Genomic DNA, 15,699 nt, shown 5'->3' with positions numbered 1-15,699 from the left:
TAAAGTGCGGTTAAAAAAGGATTAATTTTATGAAAACAACATTTAGATGGTATGGTTTAGGTAACGATACAATTCCATTGGCGCATATTAAACAAATTCCAAGTATGACGGGTGTAGTGTGGGCATTACACGATATTCCCGCCGGTGAAGTTTGGCCGGAAGAACGTATCGCCGAAGTGAAATCTCAGGTTGAACCTTACGGATTAAGCATTGATGTGGTGGAAAGCGTTAACATTCACGAAAGTATCAAGTTGGGTTCACCGGATCGTGACGTTTATATTGAAAATTACAAAATTACCTTGCGCAGTTTGGGTAAATACGGCGTAAAAGTCGTGTGTTACAACTTTATGCCGGTGTTCGACTGGATCCGTACGGATTTATTTAAAGAAGCGGACGATGGTTCGACCGCACTTTTCTATGAACACGCCCGTATCGACGGTATTGATCCGAAAATATTAGTGAAACAATTTATGGAAAATTCCAAAGATCTCACCTTACCGGGCTGGGAACCTGATCGGTTGAAACATTTGGATAAATTGTTCGATCTTTATAAAGACATGACGGAAGACAAATTAAGAGAAAACTTAAAATATTTCTTAGAACAAATTATTCCGGTCGCAGAAGAAGCGGGGATTCGTATGGCAATTCATCCGGACGATCCGCCGTTCTCCGTATTCGGTTTGCCTCGCATCGTGAAATGTCATGAGGATTTCCAGAAAATCGTGGATATGGTAGACAGTCCGGCAAACGGCATTACCTTATGTTCCGGTGCCTTAGGTCCGAATCTGGAAAATGATTTGCCACAAATGATCCGCACTTTCCATAAACGTATTCCGTTTGCCCATATTCGTAACATCAAAGTGTTTGATAATGGGGATTTCTATGAAACCTCTCATTTAACCCGTGACGGTTCCTTAGATATTGCGGAAATTGTGAAAGCTTATCATGAAGTGGGTTTTGACGGGTATTGGCGCCCGGATCACGGACGTCACATTTGGGATGAAAAATGCCGCCCGGGTTACGGTTTATATGACCGTGCTTTAGGTATTATGTATGTCGAAGGGCTTTGGGACGCATACGAAAAAGGACGCAAATAATGAAACTCTCATATAACGCTTTAAATTCAAAAGAATGGCAGGAAAAGGGGTACCAATTACCCCAATTCAACATTTCCGATGTGGTAAGTAACACAAAACAACAACCGGTTTGGCTTCATTTGGGAGCCGGCAATATTTTCCGCGCCTTTTTAGCCAATTTGCAACAACGTTTGTTGAATCAGGGTGATGCGCAACAAGGGATTATCGTCGCAGAAGGGTTTGATTATGAAATTATTGAGAAAGCCTATCAGCCGTTTGATAATCTTTCCGTGTTTGCCAAGTTAAAAAATGACCATTCGGTCGATAAAATCGTGGTTGCCAGTATTGTAGAAAGTTTGCGCATGGATCCGGCTTTTACACAGGATTTCAACCGGTTGAAAGAGATTTTCCTGTCACCGTCACTGCAGATGGTTAGCTTAACGATTACGGAAAAAGGCTATTTAATCAAAGGGTTGGACGGTAAATATTATCCTGCGGTGAAAGCGGATTTTGAACAGGGACCGGCAAAACCGCAAAGTTATATCGGTAAGATTGTCTCGCTGTTGCATGAACGTTTTGTTGCCGGCGCGTTACCCTTGGCGGTAGTAAGCATGGATAATATGTCTAAAAACGGTGAAAAGCTGCAAAAAGTGATTTTGGAATTTGCCGAACAATGGAAAAAGTGCGGTCATTTATCACAAGATTTTTTAGATTATTTGAATTCGGATAAAATCAGCTTCCCTTGGTCGATGATTGATAAAATTACGCCGCGTCCCGATGCCGAAGTTCAACAACAATTACAAAACGACGGTATTGAAAATCTGGCACCGGTTGTGACGTCGAAAAATACCTACGTCGCACCCTTTGTTAATGCGGAAGAGTTAGAATATCTTGCCGTAGAAGATAACTTTCCGAATGGGCGTCCGAAGTTGGAAAAAGTCGGGGTGATTTTCGCTGATCGCGATACTGTCAATAAAATCGAAACTATGAAAGTAACCACTTGCCTTAATCCGTTACATACCGGTTTGGCAATTTTCGGTTGCTTGCTCGGATTCACCAAAATTTCCACCGAAGTACAAGATGCGGACTTATTGGCGTTAATTCGGAAATTAGGGTACCAAGAAGGTTTACCGGTTGTGACCGATCCGAAATTAATCAATCCGAAACAGTTTCTTGATGAAGTTATTAATATTCGTTTTTCCAACGATTTTATTCCGGATACACCGCAGCGTATTGCGACGGATACATCGCAAAAACTGGCTATTCGCTTCGGCGAAACGATTAAATCCTATGTGAAAGCCGGTAAATCAACGGATAGCCTGGTGGCGATACCTTTGATTTTTGCAGGTTGGTTACGCTATTTATTGGGGGTTAATGACGAAGGTCAGCCTTTTGAAAACAGCCCGGATCCGCGTTTAGCCGAATTAAAAGCAAAACTCGCTAATATAACGTTGGGAAGTGTAGTATCATCTGCAACCTTAAAACCGATTTTATCGGATAAAAGCATTTTCGGTGTGGATCTGTATGAAGTCGGCTTAGCAGGCAGAGTTGAACAATATTTCAACGAGTTATTGGTAGGCGTGGGGGCAGTAAGAACTGGCTTACATAAGTATGTAAATTAGGGTAGTAAAATGATAGAGTCAAAGCTTCGAGAATCCTCTCGGGATTATGCATACCGCGTAATCAGAGAAATGATTGTCAACATGGAGTTAGTTCCCGGAAGCAAAGTCAGTGAAATAGAATTAGCCAATTTATTGGGTATTAGCCGAACTCCCGTGAGAGAAGCATTAATTGATCTTGCTAGAAATGGAGCTGTTACCATACAGCCACAAAAAGGAACGTTTATTTCGTTAATTGATCCCGACCTCGTTGAAGAAGCTCGTTTTTTACGAAAAACCTTAGAGAAAGAAGTGATTTCACTCTTATGTGAAGATTTGTATCAAAAGGAGCTTCACATTTTAGATGAAAGTGTCAGTTTGCAGGAATTTTATCTGAATCAAGGTAATTATGAAAAATTTTTAGAGCTGGATAATGAATTTCATCAATTATTTTTCAAAATTACTAATAAAGATCGAATTTATGCGTTAATGAAGGGATTGAATATTCATTTTGACCGAGCTAGAACTTCTATCTTTAAGAAAAAACCGTCAATAAAAACACTTGAAGAACATAAAACTTTATTGAAAGCTATCCATGATCAGAATAAAGATGCGGCAACCCAGTGTATTGAGCGACATTTATATCAATATGAATTAGATAAGGATAGTTTTGAACAAGAATATAGCCAGTATTTCAATAGAAGAGGTTAACCATGAAACACCTAGCCCTAGTCGGTGAATGTATGATTGAACTGAACGGTGAGCCCTTTGGCGATATGCGCCAGACTTACGGCGGCGATACGCTGAATACGGCGACCTATGCGGCTCGCGTCAGCTTGCCGGAGCAGATTGAAGTCAGTTATATCTCCGCCTTAGGCACGGACAAACTCAGTCAGGGCATGCTGGAACGCTGGCAGGCGGACGGTATCAACACGGATTGCGTGCTGCGCGACAAAAACCGCTCGGCGGGTTTATATTTAATCCAACTGGATAAACAAGGGGAACGCACGTTCCTGTATTGGCGCAACCAATCCGCCGCCCGTTATTTGCTGCAACATCCTGATTATTCGCGGGTTTTATCGGCGTTGAAGCAAGCGGATATGATTTATCTCAGCGGAATCAGCCTGGCAATCCTGCCGGAAACCGACCGCACTTTACTGATTGAGCAACTGCGGAAATTGAAACAATCCGGCGTGGAAATTGCCTTCGACAGCAACTTCCGGCCGAAACTGTGGGACAGCCTTACACAAGCCCGAAACTGTTACCAGGCCTTATTGCCGTTGGTAGATGTGGCCTTAGTGACTTTTGACGACGAAGAAATGCTGTGGGCGGATAAGGATGAACAAGCGACTATCGCCCGTTTATCCGCATTCGGTATTCCGAAAATCATCGTAAAACGGGGCAGTCTTGGGGCGACGGTCTGTGAACAAGGCGAATGCACTTTTGTGCCGACGACGCCCGTCGAAAACGTAGTGGACACCACTTCGGCGGGCGATGCCTTTAATGCCGGTTTTTTAAACGGATATTTGCAAGGTAAACCTTTAACCGATTGCTGCCGACAAGGCAATCAATTGGCGGGCATTGTGATTCGGCACAAAGGTGCGATTATCGACAAATCCGCCACCGAGCATTTACGCCGGACATTTAATTAAGGACAGATTATGACTGACACAGAAATTATCGAAAAACTCGGACAATTGAAAGTCGTGCCGGTGATTGCGGTGGACGACGCGCAGGACATTATTCCCTTGGTTCAAACCTTGATTGACAACGGCTTGCCCGTGGCGGAAATCACCTTTCGTTCGGCGGCGGGAGAAGAAGCCATAGGTTTAGCCCGCCGGCATTTTCCCGATGTGTTAATTGCGGCGGGTACGGTATTAACGCCGGCGCAAGTGGTGGCGGCGAAAAACGCCGGAGCGGATTGCATTGTCACCCCGGGTTTTAACCCGAATATCGTCAAACTCTGCCGGGATTTGGATGTACCCATCATCCCGGGGGTCAATAACCCGACGGCGATTGAAGCGGCGCTGGAACTGGGAATAACGACCGTCAAATTCTTCCCGGCGGAAGCCAGCGGCGGGGTGAAAATGATAAAAGCGCTGCTGGGACCTTACGGCGATTTACAGATTATGCCGACCGGCGGGATTTCGCCAGCGAATATCAACGCGTATTTAGCCGTTCCGAATGTGGTGGCTTGCGGCGGTTCGTGGTTTGTGGACAAAGGATTAATCAAGGCGAAGAACTGGGCCGAAATCGGGCGTTTGGTGCGTGAAGCGGTTGAATTGGTTCGCTAATTCCGTTTCAAAAAACGTTGAAAAATTTGACCGCACTTTTAGCTCTCCAAAAGTTAGATGGGTTAGTTAAATACTGAGCTCTGTATTGGCAGGGCTCAGATTTTTTAAATCCGTTCTTGAATACGCCAAATATTCGTACCGGCCTGTAATTCGGCTATCGACGAATAATGTCGGTGATAAAAACATTCCGCTTTCAAAATCGCAAAAAACTTTCAATCACCGCATTATCGTAGCAATTTATATTAACTCGGCGCGTAATTTTTTCGTGACGTCAACCATGACTTTCAGTTGTTCGAGGGTTTCTTTCCAGCCGCGGGTTTTTAAACCGCAGTCCGGGTTGACCCATAAACGTTCTTTCGGTACCACTTGGAGCGCTTTGCGCAGCAAGTGTTCGATTTCGGCGGCGGTTGGAACGCGCGGGCTGTGGATGTCGTACACGCCCGGGCCGATGTCGTTCGGATATTTGAAATCGCCGAACGCCGTTAATAATTCCATGTCGGAACGGGAGGTTTCAATCGTAATCACATCCGCATCTAAGCCTGCAATGGCCGGTAAAATGTCGTTGAATTCGGAATAACACATATGCGTATGAATTTGCGTGTCATCTTGACAACCCATTGAACTTAAACGGAATGCTTCGCCTGCCCATTGTAAATAAGCGTCCCAATCGGCACGTTTGAGCGGTAAGCCTTCGCGAATTGCCGGTTCGTCGATTTGAATCACTTTAATGCCGGCTTTTTCCAAATCCGATACTTCATCGGAAAGTGCCACGGCGATTTGTTTACATACGGTTGAACGCGGAATATCGTTGCGTACGAAAGACCATTGCAAAATCGTGACCGGACCGGTTAGCATGCCTTTCATCACTTTTTTCGTTAAGCTTTGGGCATATTGTGACCAGCGTACCGTCATTGGCTCAGGGCGTACCACATCGCCATAAATGATCGGTGGTTTCACGCAGCGGGAGCCGTAGCTTTGCACCCAACCGAATTTGGTGAAGGCAAATCCGTCCAATAATTCGCCGAAATATTCCACCATGTCGTTACGTTCCGCTTCGCCGTGAACCAGCACGTCTAAATCCAATTTTTCTTGCTCACGCACGACCAATTCGATTTCTTTTTTCATCGCCGCTTCATAATCCGCAAGGGACAATGTGCCTTTTTTGAAAGCGGCCCGCGCGTGGCGAATTTCAGTGGTTTGCGGAAAAGAACCAATGTTTGTTGTTGGAAGCAACGGCAGTTTTAACCATGCATTTTGTAATTTGATGCGTTCCGCAAACGGGGATTTGCGTTGATCCGCGCCTGTCGGCAAATTCGCTAAACGTTCAGCTACCTCAGGACGATGAATATCTTTTGAAGTTGCACGGGCATCGGCGGCAGCCTGGCTGGCGTCGAGTTCCGCTTGTACGGCGCTTCTGCCTTGCTCAAGCGCGGTCTTAATGACGTCTAATTCCCGGATTTTTTGCAAACAGAAAGCGAGCCAGTTGTAAAGCTCCGGTTTGTTTGCCTGCAATCGGGTTTCCACGGATAAATCGTAAGGCGTGTGAAGCAGAGAACAGCTTGGTGCAATCCACAAACGCTCGCCCAGTTTGGCTTTTAACGGTTCTACTACGTCCAACACTTGGTTCAGGTTCGCACGCCAAATATTACGGCCATCAATCACGCCTGCAGACAAAATTTTGTGGTAATCCGCAAAGGCGGCAAGTTGTTCGGGCGCTCGCACTAAGTCAATGTGTAAGCCCGCAACCGGCAAGGCTTTTAATAACGCTGCGTGTTCGGCAACAGAACCGAAATAAGCGGCTAACAGTAATTTTGCGTTCACTTGTGTGCTTAATGTGGCGTACACGTCTTTATAAGCCGCAACCCATTGTGCCGGCAAATCGACGGTTAAGGCAGGTTCGTCAATTTGAATATAATCCACGCCTTCTGCCGCCAATGCGTTTAAGATTTCCACATAAACCGGAACGAGTTTATTTAATAAATCAAAGCGATTAAATGCCGAGCCTTTTTCTTTGCCTAACCACAAGAAGGTTAACGGACCGACAATGGTGGGTTTGACCTTCAAGCCAAGGGCTTTGGCCTCGCGAATTTGTTGCACGTAATGTGCCGGGTTGGCTTTGAATTGGGTATCCGCGTGGAATTCAGGCACGAGATAATGATAGTTGGTGTCAAACCATTTGGTCATTTCAATAGCAAACTGGTCTTTGTTGCCGCGCGCCAGTTGGAAATACTGGTCAAGGGTTAAATGTTGGCTGTCGAAACCGAAACGTGCAGGAATGGATCCTGTTGCCACTTGTAAGTCTAAAATGTGATCGTAGAGCGTGAAATCCGCCACAGCCACATAATCCGCATTTGCCGCCGCTTGGTGTTTCCAGTTGATTTCGCGCAAGGCTTTGGCGATGTCTAATAAATCCCGTTCGGCGATTTCACCGCGCCAATAACGTTCTTGCGCAAATTTAAGTTCACGTTTTGCGCCGATGCGCGGGAAGCCGGATAAATGAAATGTTGTCATAATAATTCCTCAATGTGTTTGATTTAGACGGCTAAACGTCCGTACGCAGGTTAGAATGACGGAAGCGGGGTTATTATGCAAATTAATAATTTTCTTAAAATTCATGAAAGAAATTAATGATTGTGTGTTTTGTTGCTTTGCGACGGCAATCATGAAAAAAAACGTCGTTAAAAACGACCGCACTTTTCGTTTCAAACGGAGCGTCGTGAGGCAATCATCTTTTTGCTTAAAAAGAAGGCGGTAGAAATAATCGGTCTCAATAAAGTTTTCGTCAAATAGGGTAAGTTAATTTTGCTAAAAACATGGATTATTCGGCTATGATTTTAGATTGTGATCCAGATCGAGTTTTTTGCCGGTTAAGGTCACTAATATAACCGTGCTTACCGTAGCAATTCACTATCAATGCTTGTGGTCCATTGATAAACGAAAAACAATATTGAGAGGGACAGAACAATGAAATTAAGCAAAAGAACATTTCTTAAATCTTTAGTCGCCGTATCTATTCTGACTGTGACGGGATTAAATTCTAACCCGGCATATTCCAGTTCGGCCGAACCGATCAAATTAGGCTTTCTGGTAAAACAACCCGAAGAACCTTGGTTCCAGACCGAATGGGCGTTTGCGGATAAAGCCGCCAAAGATCTCGGTAATGTGCAAATTATCAAAATTGCCGTGCCTGACGGTGAAAAAACATTAAACGCTATTGATAATTTAGCTGCTAACGGTGCAAAAGGATTTGTGATTTGTACGCCGGATCCGAAATTAGGTCCCGCCATTATGGCGAAAGCTCGCGCTTACGATTTAAAAGTGATTGCCGTTGACGATCAATTTTTAAATGCCGCCGGCGAACCGATGACCAATGTTCCGTTAATTATGATGGCGGCGAGTGAAATCGGTCAGCGTCAGGGCGAGGAACTTTATAAAGAAATGCAAAACCGTAAATGGGATGTGAAAGATACCGCGGTTTTAGCCATTACCGCCGATGAACTGGACACCGCCCGTCGCCGTACCGAAGGTTCTATCGGCGCGTTAGTAAAAGCGGGTTTCCCGAAAGAAAAAATTTATAAATCACCGACAAAAAGTAACGATATTCCGGGCGCACTTGATGCCGCCAATTCCATGTTAGTGCAACATCCGGAAGTGAAAAACTGGCTTATCGTGGGGATGAACGATAACACCGTATTAGGCGGCGTGCGCGCAACGGAAGGCCAGGGCTTTAAACCGGAAAATGTGGTGGCTATCGGTATTAACGGTGTGGATGCGGTTAATGAGCTTTCCAAGCCTAAAGCCACCGGTTTCTTAGGTTCGTTGTTACCAAGCCCGGATATTCACGGCTATCGCAGCGTTGAGCTTCTCACTAAATGGATCAGAGATGGAGTGGAACCGGAAAAATACATTGCCGTGCAGGACGTTGTTTTCTTAAAACGTGACAATTTCAAAGAAGAACTTTCTAAAAAAGGCCTTTAATAGTTGAAATCGGGGTCTGTTTATCGCCCGTAAACAGACCTCAATAAGGAGGACGAGATGCAAGTTCCATATTTAGAGTTTGATAATGTGAGTAAAAGCTTTCCCGGCGTTAAAGCATTACAAAATGTTTCCTTTAAATGCTATGAGGGTAAAGTTCATGCGTTAATGGGTGAGAACGGTGCGGGTAAATCCACCTTATTAAAAATTTTAAGCGGTAATTATCTGCCTACCGAGGGCAAATTAAGTGTCGGCGGTCGCCAGCTGGTTTTCCGTAATACTAAAGAAGCGCTGTTAGCCGGTGTCGCCATTATTTATCAGGAATTAAATATCGTGCCGGAAATGACCGTGGCGGAAAACCTGTGTTTAGGTCAGTTGCCGCATTCCTTCGGCATTGTGAATAAAGCGGAATTAATTGAGAGAACGCAAAAATATCTCGATAAACTGGATCTCAATATTTCGCCGGATATGCCCTTAAAGGAATTGTCTATCGGTCAATGGCAAATGATTGAAATTGCCAAGGCTTTAAGCCGGGGCGCAAAAATTATTGCATTTGACGAACCAACCAGTAGCCTTTCCGCTCCAGAAATTGAAAAATTATTCAGCGTCATTAACGAGTTGCGGGACGAAGGCAAGGTGATTTTATACGTATCTCACCGTATGGAAGAAATTTTTCGTATCAGCGATGAAATTACCGTGCTGAAAGACGGACAATTCGTGGAAACCTTTTCTGATCTTTCAAAAATCACCAATGACGATTTAGTGCGCAGCATGGTCGGACGCAATTTAGGCGATATTTATCATTATCGTCCGCGTGAAGTGGGCGACACCCGTTTAAAAATTACGCATTTATCCGGTCAGAAACTGAAAGGCGATTTTAGCTTAACGGTTCGAGCCGGTGAGGTTTTAGGCTTATTCGGCTTAGTCGGTGCGGGGCGTTCGGAATTATTAAAAGTGATTTTCGGTGCGGATCCGAGCATGTCGGGAACCATTGAACTGGACGGTAAAACCATTTCCGTACGCAGTCCGAAAGAGGCGATCGAACAAGGTATTGTGCTTTGTCCTGAAGATCGCAAAAAAGAAGGGATTATTCCAACGGCAAGCGTAGGGGAAAATATCAATATCAGCGCCAGACGTTCTCACAATTTCCTCAAATTCATTATTAATGAAAAATGGGAAAAGAAAAACGCCGAACAACAGCGGCAGCAAATGAATGTAAAAACGCCGTCGATTCAGCAGCTTATTGTGAATTTGTCCGGCGGTAACCAACAGAAAGCCATTTTGGGGCGTTGGTTATCGGAAGATATTAAAGTGTTACTGCTCGATGAACCGACCAGAGGCATTGATGTAGGCGCGAAATCCGAAATTTACGATTTAATTTTTAAATTAGCCGACCAAAAATTAGCCATTATTGTGGTTTCCAGCGATCTGCCCGAAGTTATTGGCGTGTCCGATAGAATTATGGTCATGCGTTCCCGTCAAATTACCGGTGTAATAGAACGTGCGGATGCAACGGAAGAAAAAGTATTAAAACTTGCTATGGTAGAAAGCAAAGCGGCTTAATGTAGGAGATTGATTATGACTTCAACAACTCAAGAAAAAAGTGCGGGTTCATTCAGCAAAATCTGGAACGCTTACGGCATGCTGTTAATTTTTGCAGTCATTTTTGTCTGCTCTTGCTTATTTATCCCGAATTTTGCCACCGTTGTAAATATGAAAGGGCTGGGCTTAGCCATTTCTATGAGCGGAATCGTTGCCTGCGGTATGCTGTTCTGCCTGGCCGCCGGCGAAATTGACCTTTCCGTGGCTTCCGTTATCGCGTGCGCCGGAGTTGTCACGGCGGTAGTCATTAATATGACGCAAAGCGTCTCGGTCGGTATTCTTGCCGGTCTTGGTTTAGGTATTGCGGTGGGGCTAATTAACGGCTTTGTGATTGCGAAATTAAAAATCAACTCGTTAATCACCACACTCGCCACTATGCAGATTGCCCGCGGTTTCGGTTATATTATTTCGGACGGTAAAGCGGTGGGTATCACCAAAGAAGAATTCTTCGAATTGGGTTATCAGGATATTTTCGGTGTGCCGTTACCGATTGTTTTTACCATCATCTGTATCGCTATTTTCGGTTTCTTACTCAGCAAAACCACTTACGGTCGCAACACGCTGGCTATCGGCGGTAACCAGGAAGCCTCTCGTTTGGCCGGTATCAACGTAGACAGAACCAAATTGATTATTTTTGTGGTATCGGGTTTTGTTTCCGCACTTGCCGGCGTGATTCTGGCCGCCCGCATGACCAGCGGTCAACCGATGACTTCCGTAGGGTTTGAACTGGTGGCGATTTCGGCCTGCGTATTAGGCGGCGTGTCGCTGAACGGCGGGGTGGCAAAAATTTCATTTATTATCGCCGGGGTGTTAATTCTCGGGACTATCGAAAATGCCATGAATTTACTGAATATTTCACCGTTTGCCCAATACGTGGTGCGCGGTCTCATCTTGCTGATTGCGGTCATTTTTGATAAATATAAACAAAAATTTATCAAATCCTAAGGTTGAGGAATGAAGCAACGGCACGAGGTTCAACAGGAAACCAACCCATTATTGCCCGGCTATCGGTTCGGTTCGTATTTAGTGGCGGGTTGTACTCCTATCGAAAAAGGTAATGAAGTGGATTTCGCCATTCGTCGCCCGAACGGCATGAAAGGCTACATTATTAATCTCACGACCAAAGGTGAAGGCACGGTATTTGAAGGCGACCGTGCCTTTACTTGTTCGAAAGGGGATTTATTGCTCTTCCCGCCCAATGCCGAACATTTGTATTATCGTTCGGAATCCGCCGAATCCTGGCATCATCAATGGATTTATTTCAGACCCCGTTCTTTCTGGGCGAACTGGCTGCAATGGAGCCATGTATCGGATCACGTCGGGCGTCTCACCGTTAGCGATTCGGCAACCTATGAGGAAATTTTGGCATTATTTAAGAAAATCGAATGGGAATACAGCACCAAAGATATTTTCTCCGAAGCCATGTCCATGTGTTTATTGGAACAACTGCTGATTAAATGCATTCAGTTGGATCCCGTCAACAGCCAGAGAATGCTGGATCCCCGCATTTTGGAAACCTGCCATTTTATTTCCGCCAATTTGCATATTAATCATAAAATCAGCGAAATTGCCGAGCATATTCACATGTCGCCTTCCCGTCTGACGCATCTTTTTGTGCAGCAAACAGGCTCGAGCATTATCAAATGGCGGGAAGAACAGCGCATGATCAAAGCGCAGCATTTACTCCATACGTCCGGCGCGCCGATTTACGCCATTGCAAGACAATTAGGCTATGATGACCAACTTTATTTTTCCCGCCTGTTTAAACGTTATTCCGGGCTAAGTCCCTCCGATTACCGTAATTCCCGTTAGCCCGGGCGCATAAAGTGCGGGCGAAATTTGATGAGTTTTTGAAAAAGTGATCCGGCTCTCATCTTGTTTCTCGCAGCCGGATTATCCATATATATAGCTTATTCCACGCTAACGATTCTATGCAATAAGATCTACTCTACAGTCTGACGGCGTGGCATAAACGCATTGCCATCACTTTTGTTACGACAGAATCGGGAGTAATCAATATGCAAGAGGCAAAAACCGCAATTGCTTCAGGCGAGGCATCCATCGGAATCGAATTCGGTTCCACTCGGATTAAAGCCGTGCTGATTAATGGCCGCGGCGATATTCTGGCAACTGGTGGCTTTACCTGGGAAAATCACTTTACCGACGGAATCTGGACGTATCCGCAAAGCGAAATCCGCCAAGGGCTGCAACAAGCCTACCGAGATTTGGCAAATCAGGTGCAGGAACGATACGGCACGGCGCTTACCCGCGCCAAAGCTATCGGTATCAGCGGCATGATGCACGGCTATTTGCCTTTCGATAAGCAAGGTAACCAGCTGGTTGAATTCAGAACCTGGCGCAATAATATTACGCAAAAATCTTCGCAAAAATTGACCGCACTTTTTAACTACAACATTCCCCAACGTTGGAGTATTTCTCATCTATATCAGGCGATCTTAAATCAAGAGGAGCATGTGGGAAAAATTGACTATCTCACGACGCTGGCGGGTTACGTGCATTGGCAGCTAACCGGTGAAAAAGTGCTCGGTGTGGGCGAAGCGTCCGGCATGTTTCCCATTGATCCGCAAACCGGCGATTATGATCAAAACATGCTCGAGCGGTTTGACGATCTCATTGCGCCGCAATCCTATCCCTGGAAAATCGACTGCATTTTACCGCAGGTATTAACGGCCGGGCAGACCGCCGGTTATCTAACGGAACAGGGCGCAAAATGGCTCGATCCGACGGGGCGATTACAGGCGGGCATTCCGTTTTGTCCGCCGGAAGGCGATGCGGGAACCGGCATGGTGGCCACCAACAGCATTAAAACCAATACCGGAAATATTTCCGCCGGCACATCGGCTTTCGCCATGATTGTGCTGGAAAAAGCGCTTTCCAGAGTGTATGAACAATTGGATATGGTCACCACGCCGGCGGGCAAACTCGTCGCCATGGCGCACGCCAATAACTGCAGCTCGGACATTAACGCCTGGATTCGCCTTTTCGGCGAAACGTTAAAGGCCTTTGGCGCGGAAGTTGAAACGGATAAGTTATACGAAACTCTTTTCCTGCAGGCCTTGGACGGAGACGCGAACTGCGGCGGTTTATTGTCTTACGGCTTCTATTCCGGCGAACACAGCGTAGGCTTAGCCGAAGGTTGCCCGATTTTTATGCATCCGGCCAATGCCCGTTTTACTTTGGCTAATTTTATCCGAACCCATTTATACGGCGCGTTCGGCGCTATGAAATTAGGCGTCGATATTCTTATTCAACGGGAAAAGGTTAATATCGCGCAGATTCTCGGTCACGGCGGTATTTTCAAAACCCCGAATGTCGCCTCAAAAATTCTTGCTTCGGCGATTAACGTTCCGGTAGCCGTAATGAAAACCGCAAACGAAGGCGGTGCTTGGGGAATCGCGTTGCTGGCAAATTATTTAACCGCTTATCAGGCGGGGCAATCTTTAGAAGATTACCTCGACGACCATATTTTCGCTCAAGCCGAAATATTCGTTTCGCAACCGGATGAAGAAATGGCGAAAGGCTACGCGGAATTTATGCAATATTATCAACAAGGCATTCCCGTTGTGCAAACGGCGGTCGATACCTTGCGTCATGCTATTTAAAACGAATCAGGAGAATATTATGGAATTTCTTAAAAAACTGGAAGTGTGGTTTGTAGTCGGCAGTCAGGACTTATACGGCGATGAAGCGCTTAAACAAGTGAACGCCGATGCGGAACAGATTAGCCGCTATTTAAACGACCAACATCCTTTTATCCGAATCCAATTAAAACCGCTGGCTACTACGCCGGAAGAGATTCTGTCCGTCTGTCGGGCGGCGAATTATGAAGAGAACTGCGTGGGCGTGATTGCCTGGATGCACACTTTCTCGCCGGCGAAAATGTGGATTGCGGGGCTTTCCCGTTTAAATAAACCGTTGTTGCAATTCCATACTCAATTAAACAAATATATTCCCTGGAACGAAATTGATATGGATTATATGAATCTGCACCAAACCGCTCACGGCGACCGCGAATTCGGTTTCATGGTGTCCCGTTTGCGCAAACCGCGTACCATTGTGGTCGGTCATTGGCAAAGCGAATCCGTGAAACAAAAACTCGATCGCTGGATGCGGGTGTTGGCGGCCATTTACGACCAACAACACCTGAAAGTGGCGCGCTTCGGCGATAATATGCGCGAAGTGGCGGTAACTGAAGGGGACAAAGTGGAAGCGCAAATCAAATTCGGTTATAGCGTGAACGGTTACGGCGTATATCAGTTGGTCGACAGCATTAATGCGGTCAATGACGAAGAGGTTGCGGCGCTGGTTAAAGAATATGAAGCCGCTTATCGGTTAACGGACAGCTTAAAAGAAGGCGGAGAAAAGCGCCAATCCCTGATTGACTCCGCCCGCATTGAATTGGGTTTAAAAGCATTCCTGGATAAAGGCGGATTCAAAGCCTTCACCGACACCTTCCAGAATTTATACGGCATGAAACAGCTTCCGGGGTTAGCGGTTCAACGTCTGATGGCGCAAGGTTACGGTTTCGGTGCGGAAGGCGACTGGAAAACCGCCGCATTGGTGCGCGCGGTTAAAGTGATGAGTTACGGTTTACCAAATGGTTGCTCGTTTATGGAGGATTACACCTACAGTCTGGAAGACAATAACGAAGTGGTGCTTGCCGCACATATGCTGGAAGTTTGTCCGTCTATTGCGAAAGATAAACCGGTTCTCGATATCAAACCGTTGGGCATCGGCGGCAAAGACGATCCGACTCGCCTGATTTTTAGCGGCAAAGCGGGTAAAGCCACCGCTTCTACCATTGTGGATTTAGGTCATCGTTTCAGAATGATTACCGCCGAACTGAACGCCGTGGATAAACCGCAGGATATGCCGAATCTGCCGGTTGGTCATGTTTTCTGGAAATTAGAACCGGACTTTGACACCGGCACCCAGGCCTGGATTTTATCCGGCGGCGCTCACCACAACGTATTCAGTCTGGATATTGATGCGGAAATGCTGAGAACCTTTGCGGAGTATTTCGACATTGAATTTATTCATATCAACGCAAAAACGGAACTGGCGCAACTGAAAAATGAATTACGTTGGAATGAAGCGGCGTATAAATAAGGACGAAACGGCATAGTGCCGGGC

At 45.7% G+C, this 15,699-nt stretch carries 12 protein-coding genes; 11 read left to right on the top strand and 1 reads right to left on the bottom strand.

The genetic code is table 11. The features are described 5' to 3' along the window. Positions 1-29: 29 nt before the first annotated feature. From uxuA to P7M01_RS06815, 5 genes are read left to right on the top strand one after another with little or no spacing between them, the layout of a single operon-like run. The gene (gene uxuA, locus P7M01_RS06835) at positions 30-1,097 is read left to right on the top strand and encodes a mannonate dehydratase (protein ID WP_317483624.1); all 1,068 of its coding nucleotides are present in this window, start codon (positions 30-32) and stop codon (positions 1,095-1,097) included. Further along, a complete protein-coding gene (locus P7M01_RS06830) occupies positions 1,097-2,698 on the top strand; it encodes a mannitol dehydrogenase family protein (RefSeq protein WP_317480003.1) in 1,602 nt (533 codons plus the stop codon). Before uxuA ends, P7M01_RS06830 begins: the two co-directional genes overlap by 1 nt. Before the next feature lie 9 nt (positions 2,699-2,707). Beyond that, a complete protein-coding gene (locus P7M01_RS06825) occupies positions 2,708-3,385 on the top strand; it encodes a GntR family transcriptional regulator (protein ID WP_317480002.1) in 678 nt (225 codons plus the stop codon). A gap of 2 nt (positions 3,386-3,387) precedes the next feature. After that, positions 3,388-4,326 (top strand): sugar kinase, encoded by a 939-nt coding sequence (locus P7M01_RS06820; RefSeq protein ID WP_317483623.1) that lies wholly within the window; start codon positions 3,388-3,390, stop codon positions 4,324-4,326. Positions 4,327-4,335: 9 nt separating this feature from the next. Then, positions 4,336-4,968, top strand: a complete 633-nt coding sequence (locus tag P7M01_RS06815; protein WP_317483622.1) for a bifunctional 4-hydroxy-2-oxoglutarate aldolase/2-dehydro-3-deoxy-phosphogluconate aldolase — start codon at positions 4,336-4,338, stop codon at positions 4,966-4,968. 237 nt (positions 4,969-5,205) lie between these two features. Here the strand turns inward: P7M01_RS06815 and metE are convergent, their stop codons facing one another. Then, positions 5,206-7,479: a 5-methyltetrahydropteroyltriglutamate--homocysteine S-methyltransferase gene (gene metE, locus P7M01_RS06810; protein WP_317483621.1), complete on the bottom strand. Its 2,274-nt coding sequence runs from the start codon at positions 7,477-7,479 to the stop codon at positions 5,206-5,208. Between the two features lie 453 nt (positions 7,480-7,932). Between metE and P7M01_RS06805 the strand changes: the two genes are divergently transcribed. From P7M01_RS06805 to araA, 6 genes are all read left to right on the top strand, one after another. Next, positions 7,933-8,946 (top strand): arabinose ABC transporter substrate-binding protein, encoded by a 1,014-nt coding sequence (locus P7M01_RS06805; protein ID WP_238398841.1) that lies wholly within the window; start codon positions 7,933-7,935, stop codon positions 8,944-8,946. Positions 8,947-9,003: 57 nt separating this feature from the next. After that, positions 9,004-10,506, top strand: a complete 1,503-nt coding sequence (araG, locus tag P7M01_RS06800) for an L-arabinose ABC transporter ATP-binding protein AraG (protein WP_317477879.1) — start codon at positions 9,004-9,006, stop codon at positions 10,504-10,506. Positions 10,507-10,521: 15 nt separating this feature from the next. Further along, positions 10,522-11,490, top strand: a complete 969-nt coding sequence (gene araH, locus P7M01_RS06795; protein WP_202936662.1) for an L-arabinose ABC transporter permease AraH — start codon at positions 10,522-10,524, stop codon at positions 11,488-11,490. Between the two features lie 9 nt (positions 11,491-11,499). Beyond that, on the top strand, positions 11,500-12,357 hold the full coding sequence (araC, locus tag P7M01_RS06790) for an arabinose operon transcriptional regulator AraC (RefSeq protein ID WP_202936663.1): 858 nt from the start codon (positions 11,500-11,502) through the stop codon (positions 12,355-12,357). 206 nt (positions 12,358-12,563) lie between these two features. Continuing rightward, positions 12,564-14,168 (top strand): xylulokinase, encoded by a 1,605-nt coding sequence (locus P7M01_RS06785; RefSeq protein ID WP_317481465.1) that lies wholly within the window; start codon positions 12,564-12,566, stop codon positions 14,166-14,168. A gap of 19 nt (positions 14,169-14,187) precedes the next feature. Further along, positions 14,188-15,675 (top strand): L-arabinose isomerase, encoded by a 1,488-nt coding sequence (gene araA, locus P7M01_RS06780; protein WP_317483620.1) that lies wholly within the window; start codon positions 14,188-14,190, stop codon positions 15,673-15,675. Positions 15,676-15,699 lie beyond the last annotated feature (24 nt).

Source organism: Exercitatus varius, assembly GCF_029577735.1.
Lineage (GTDB): Bacteria > Pseudomonadota > Gammaproteobacteria > Enterobacterales > Pasteurellaceae > Exercitatus > Exercitatus varius.
Note: the sequence above shows the minus strand (reverse complement) of the source record. Positions and strands in the feature narration are given on the sequence as shown.

Bases quoted from the DNA above. Each gene is read 5' to 3' on its own strand.
- uxuA (WP_317483624.1), top strand. From the start codon at position 30: ATGAAAACAACATTTAGATGGTATGGTTTAGGTAACGATACAATTCCA.
- P7M01_RS06830 (WP_317480003.1), top strand. From the start codon at position 1,097: ATGAAACTCTCATATAACGCTTTAAATTCAAAAGAATGGCAGGAAAAG.
- P7M01_RS06825 (WP_317480002.1), top strand. From the start codon at position 2,708: ATGATAGAGTCAAAGCTTCGAGAATCCTCTCGGGATTATGCATACCGC.
- P7M01_RS06820 (WP_317483623.1), top strand. From the start codon at position 3,388: ATGAAACACCTAGCCCTAGTCGGTGAATGTATGATTGAACTGAACGGT.
- P7M01_RS06815 (WP_317483622.1), top strand. From the start codon at position 4,336: ATGACTGACACAGAAATTATCGAAAAACTCGGACAATTGAAAGTCGTG.
- metE (WP_317483621.1), bottom strand. From the start codon at position 7,479: ATGACAACATTTCATTTATCCGGCTTCCCGCGCATCGGCGCAAAACGT.
- P7M01_RS06805 (WP_238398841.1), top strand. From the start codon at position 7,933: ATGAAATTAAGCAAAAGAACATTTCTTAAATCTTTAGTCGCCGTATCT.
- araG (WP_317477879.1), top strand. From the start codon at position 9,004: ATGCAAGTTCCATATTTAGAGTTTGATAATGTGAGTAAAAGCTTTCCC.
- araH (WP_202936662.1), top strand. From the start codon at position 10,522: ATGACTTCAACAACTCAAGAAAAAAGTGCGGGTTCATTCAGCAAAATC.
- araC (WP_202936663.1), top strand. From the start codon at position 11,500: ATGAAGCAACGGCACGAGGTTCAACAGGAAACCAACCCATTATTGCCC.
- P7M01_RS06785 (WP_317481465.1), top strand. From the start codon at position 12,564: ATGCAAGAGGCAAAAACCGCAATTGCTTCAGGCGAGGCATCCATCGGA.
- araA (WP_317483620.1), top strand. From the start codon at position 14,188: ATGGAATTTCTTAAAAAACTGGAAGTGTGGTTTGTAGTCGGCAGTCAG.